Raw genomic sequence first — 5,050 nt, 5'->3', positions numbered from 1 at the left:
TCCCCCAAGGGGAGGCATGAGGCACGTTCCCGGGGTGATTCTTGGGGCGGGAGAACGGGGTGTCTCTGAGGAGAGGGATCTTGGGTACTTCTCGGTGGGGCTTCCGGTGTGCCGTGGCGTGGCAAAGTGGAGATATGTGCGGGAGATACGCGTCTACGCGGGACAAGCACGAGTTGCTGGAGGAGTTCCAGGTCGAGTTTGACGGTGCGGCCGACGACGAACTCAGGCCCGACTACAACGTCGCGCCCACGAAACCGGTGTACGCGGTGATGAACCGGGTGCCGAAGGCCGATCCGGACGGCCGACCGGTCCGGCAGCTCCGCGTGGTCCGCTGGGGGCTGGTCCCGGCCTGGGCCAAGGACCCTTCCATCGGCTCAAAGATGATCAACGCGCGGGTGGAGACGGTGGCGGAGAAACCCGCCTACCGTAAGGCGTTCGCGGAGCGCAGGTGCCTGCTGCCCGCCGACGGTTACTTCGAGTGGGTCGTGCTCGACGAGAAGGACGCCAAGGGCAGACCGAAGAAGCAGCCCTACTTCGTCCGCCCCGCCGACGGCGGCGTGCTGGCCATGGCGGGACTGTACGAGTTCTGGCGGGACCGGGGCCGGGCCGAAGACGACCCGCTCTCCTGGCTGGTGACCTGCACGATCATCACGACCGACGCCGTGGACGAGGCCGGTGCGGTACACGACCGGATGCCGATGCTGATCGAGCGCGACCGGTGGGGTGAGTGGCTCGACCCGGGAGTGACCGACGCGCGGGAGTTCCTGATCCCCGCGGGCTCCACCGGGCTGGAGGTCTATCCGGTCTCCACCGCGGTCAACTCGGTGCGCAACAACAGCCCCGAGCTCGTCGAGCCGCTGCGGTAGCGGGAGGGCGGCTCTTCTTAAAACGCTGGTCGATCCGGTGTAAAAGTTCCGGCAAGTGGGCATCCGCTGAGGAAAGCGGTGACTCGCGACAAGTGGGCGAGATCACCGTCGCCAGAGCTCACCCCTTGCGCCTGACGGGAGAGTCGGGGATCCCTTCACAGGCCGTCCCCGTTTTCCGGAGGTGCGGATTCGTGGATGTCGCGACCGCGCGCGAGCGTCTGAAGAACATGCTCGCCGAACTTGACCGTTCCATCGGAGTCCTTCGCGGAGATTCACCCGCCGCGGGGGACCGCTCCCCGGCGGACGCCGGTTCCGAGCTGACCGATTCCGACCGCAACCGGGCACTGCTGGAAGGGGCCACCCGGCACCGGGGTTCGGTGATCGAGGCGCTCAGGCGGATGGACGAGGGGTGCTACGGACTCTGTGCGGACTGCGCCGCGCCCGTTCCGGAGGGCAGGCTGGAGGCGCGCCCCGAGGCCGCCCGCTGCCTCCAGTGCCAGTCCAAACGCGAACGCCGACGCTGACCCCGCCTCCGGAAGCATCCAGGGGACGTGCCCGTGATCCTTCCCCGAAGGGACGCGCCGTCCACCCGACCCAGAAAACATCCTGGGGACGTGCCCCATGCCCTCCCTTGAAGGACTCCCCGTGAGGCCGCGCCGGCCTCCCGCACCAGGAATCTCCCCGTGGACGTGCCTTGTGCTCTGTCCTTGGGGGACTCCCCATGAGGCCGCGCCGGGGACTGGACTGAGGAGAGCGGGGCCGTGAGGCCGCGCCGGGGACTGGACTGAGGAGAGCGGGGTCGCGAGGTACGAGCGGCTCCGGTCGACGAGGGAAGGAGCCGGATAAGAGCGGCCGAACCGCGACGCGTTAGCGTCGCTGGCAACTCGCGAGGTACGAGCGGCTCCGGTCGACGAGGGAAGGAGCCGGGTAAGAGCGGCCTCACCGCGACGCGCAGCGTCGCAATCAAACAGGCCGGCGCGCGCTGGCGACCAAGTGGATGCCCACCGTGTCGTCGTCGTCGGGGTGGGTGTCCAGTTCGGTGTTGACCAGCCAGGTGAGCGCCCGGGAGTCGGAGGCGAGCACATGGTCGACGGTCGAGGGGGACAGCACCGTGCGGGGCCGTACCCACTCGACCTCCAGGCCCGCCTCGGTGAGCAGCTCGCGGAGCTGGGCGCTGCTGAAGCAGCGGGTGATGCTGCCGTCGGGCCAGGGCACGAGCATGACCTCGCCGGTCTGGCGCAGGTGGGCCCAGTAGTTCTGCTCGGCGAGGATCGCCATCCCCAGCACCAGGGAGTCGACGCAGACCAGTGTCCGGCCGCCGGGACGCAGAACCCTGACGACATCGTCGATCGCGGACTCGGCCATGAGCTCCACGGACATCGCCCGTTCCTCGGCGAGCACGGCGTCCACGCTGCAGTCGGGCAGGAAGCGCAGGTCGTCGGCGCGTACCTGGCTGACCCTGGAGATGTCGTGCAGCGGTTGGTCGTCCGCGGGCCGGCGGAAGTCGACCATCTCGATCACCCGGTGTCCCGCCTTCGCCGCCTGGACGGCCCAGCGGCCGTTGCCGCAGGACATGTCGAGGACGGTGGAGGGGGTTTCCGGCAGCCATCGACTCAGTTGCTCGGCCACGACCGCGTGATAAAAGGTCCAGTACGGCCCGAGCGCACCTGAGCCGTTCAGCTCTTCGGCCGGGATGGGCAGCACAAGCAGCTCCTGGCGTCGGGAGGATCCGGTGGTCTTTGATTACCTACCGGTACGTATCTTCTTTTCCCCGTACCGGGTCGTTCGTCACCTTCTATCTTGCGGGAACAGATGACTGGACGAGCGTGTTGCAAGCGGACAACGCACGATCCTTTCGGAGGTTGGCAAGCAGATGCTCGCCTTGATCGAACCCATCACCCGCCCCGGTGATCGGGCCATCCCCGGTGAGCGGGTATCCTCCGCTCAGTACGGTGTCCCGCGTCAGCAGGACTCCGGCGATCTTAAGGGGGTGGGTCCGGTCCCTGCGACAGACGAGGAGACTCTGGAGCAGCGGAGCACACGGTTCGAGCGGGATGTCATGCCCTATCTCGACCAGCTCTACTCTGCCGCACTTCGGATGACCCGCAACCCCGCGGACGCCGAGGACCTTCTTCAGGAGACCTTCGCCAAGGCGTTCGCGTCTTTTCACCAGTTCCAGCAAGGCACGAACCTCAAGGCGTGGCTTTACCGAATCCTGACCAACACCTTCATCAACAGTTACCGCAAGAAGCAGCGGGAGCCCAAGCAGTCGGGCGCCGAGGAGATCGAGGACTGGCAGCTGGCCAGGGCCGAGTCGCACACTTCGGCGGGGTTGAAGTCGGCGGAGGTCGAGGCGCTGGAGCACCTCCCGGACACCGACGTGAAGCGGGCGCTGGCCGCGCTTCCCGAGGAGTTCCGCATCGCGGTCTATCTCGCCGACGTCGAGGGCTTCCCGTACAAGGAGATCGCGGACATCATGGGGACCCCCATCGGGACCGTGATGTCGCGGCTGCACCGTGGCCGTCGCCAGCTGCGGACCCAACTTGAGGACTACGCCCGCGAGCGTGGCCTGGTTCCCGCGGAAGGTGCGAAGTGAGCGAGCGAGACAGGAACGGCGATTCCGCCCCGGTGGCCTCGACACCCCTGGGTGAGGTGATCGCATGAGCTGTGGCGAGCACCACGACACCGACTGTCGTGAGGTCCTGGACAAGGTCTACACCTACCTGGACGGCGAGCTCGACGAGCGCAACTGCGCGGACATCCGCCAGCACCTGGACGAGTGCCACCCCTGCCTGGAGGAGTACGGCCTGGAGCAGGTCGTCAAGCAACTCGTCGCCAAGCACTGCGGCTGCGACCAGGTCTCGGAGGACCTGCGGGCCAAGGTGCTCAGCCGGATCGACCAGGTACGCTCCGAACTCGCCCACTGACCTCTCCGGAGCCTCCGTACGGTCGTGGTCATCGTGTGTGCCGAGAGGCTGCCGGGTTCACCCGGCAGGTGAACCGCTTCCCTGTTATGGTTCCTGGGTTCGAAACGGTCATGGCCTGGCCGTCGGTTCTCTCGGTCGAGGGAACCGAGAAGCCACTCCCCTCGTGGAGCGGAGGAGTCACACGACGATGGGGGTTGCTCATGCGCATACTCGTGACCGGTGGGGCGGGGTTCATCGGATCCACCCTCGTTGACCGGCTGCTGGCCGACGGGCACGAGGTCGCGGTGGTGGACGACCTGTCCGGTGGCGACCGCGGCAACCTGGTCCGCGCCGCGGAGAGCCCCCTGTTCGCCCTGCACGTGATGGACATCCGGGACCCGGCCCTGATCGGCCTGGCGGCCGAGTGGAGACCCGAGGTCGTCTGCCACCTCGCAGCGCAGATCAGCGTGCGCAAGAGCGTGGCCGACCCGGTACACGACGCCAGGCTCAACGTCGAGGGCACCGCGTCGGTCCTGACGGCCGCCCACCACGGTGGCACCCGCAAGGTCGTCTTCGCCTCCTCGGTCGCGGTCTACGGCAGGCCGGCGGTCATCCCGGTCCCCGGCGGCGCGGCGACCGACCCGCGCTCTCCGTACGCGGCCTCCAAGCTCAGCGCGGAGACCTACCTGGCCACCTTCAAGGCGCTCCACGGCATCGACTACACCACGCTGGTGCTCTCCAACGTCTACGGCCCGCGCCAGTCGCCGGACGGCGAGGCGGGGGTGGTCGCCATCTTCACGGACGCGCTGCTCAACGGCACCCCCACGGTGGTGTACGGCGACGGCACCCAGACCCGCGACTACATCTTCGTCGACGACGTGGTCGACGGCTTCGCCCGTGCCTGTGGCACCAAGGGCGGTGGCGGCCGCTTCAACCTGGGCACCGGAGTCGAGACCACCGACCGGAGGCTGCACTCCCTGGTCGCCGCGGCGGCGGGGGCCGTCGACGAGCCGGGTGGGGCTCCGGCCCGCCTGGGAGACCTCCCGGCCATGGCCGTCGATCCGGCTCCCGCCTTCGACGGGCTCGGCTGGCGCCCCCAGACGGACCTGGCCACGGGCCTGAAGGCCACGGTCGACTGGGCGAGGACCAAACTCGCAACCCCGTAATCCCACCAAGCACTCTCAACTCGTGAGGCCGCACCGGACCGGCCGGGACAGCGCCCCGGGGCCGTCCCTCAAGAATCACCCCGGAGACGTGCCTCACGCCTCCCCTTGGGGG

Annotated in this window: 6 protein-coding genes; 5 read left to right on the top strand and 1 reads right to left on the bottom strand. The window is 68.3% G+C overall.

What is annotated here, in order from left to right:
- The first annotated feature begins 134 nt into the window (after positions 1-134).
- Together ABT130_RS46915 and ABT130_RS46910 are read left to right on the top strand one after the other, a co-directional pair.
- Entirely contained in the window at positions 135-866 is a 732-nt protein-coding gene (locus ABT130_RS46915) for an SOS response-associated peptidase (RefSeq protein WP_350966401.1), read from the top strand.
- Between the two features lie 191 nt (positions 867-1,057).
- Entirely contained in the window at positions 1,058-1,390 is a 333-nt protein-coding gene (locus ABT130_RS46910; protein ID WP_030924883.1) for a TraR/DksA family transcriptional regulator, read from the top strand.
- Positions 1,391-1,829: 439 nt separating this feature from the next.
- Here the strand turns inward: ABT130_RS46910 and ABT130_RS46905 are convergent, their stop codons facing one another.
- On the bottom strand, positions 1,830-2,570 hold the full coding sequence (locus tag ABT130_RS46905) for a class I SAM-dependent methyltransferase (RefSeq protein ID WP_350914254.1): 741 nt from the start codon (positions 2,568-2,570) through the stop codon (positions 1,830-1,832).
- A gap of 286 nt (positions 2,571-2,856) precedes the next feature.
- Between ABT130_RS46905 and ABT130_RS46900 the strand changes: the two genes are divergently transcribed.
- From ABT130_RS46900 to ABT130_RS46890, 3 genes are all read left to right on the top strand, one after another.
- Positions 2,857-3,462, top strand: a complete 606-nt coding sequence (locus ABT130_RS46900) for a sigma-70 family RNA polymerase sigma factor (protein WP_030924879.1) — start codon at positions 2,857-2,859, stop codon at positions 3,460-3,462.
- 64 nt (positions 3,463-3,526) lie between these two features.
- Complete coding sequence (gene rsrA / locus ABT130_RS46895; RefSeq protein ID WP_030924877.1) at positions 3,527-3,793, top strand: mycothiol system anti-sigma-R factor; 267 nt, start codon at positions 3,527-3,529, stop codon at positions 3,791-3,793.
- A 200-nt stretch (positions 3,794-3,993) separates the two neighbouring features.
- Entirely contained in the window at positions 3,994-4,938 is a 945-nt protein-coding gene (locus ABT130_RS46890; RefSeq protein WP_350966400.1) for an NAD-dependent epimerase/dehydratase family protein, read from the top strand.
- Positions 4,939-5,050 lie beyond the last annotated feature (112 nt).

It is taken from the genome of Streptosporangium sp. NPDC001681, assembly GCF_040298085.1.
Lineage (GTDB): Bacteria > Actinomycetota > Actinomycetes > Streptosporangiales > Streptosporangiaceae > Streptosporangium.
Note: the sequence above shows the minus strand (reverse complement) of the source record. Positions and strands in the feature narration are given on the sequence as shown.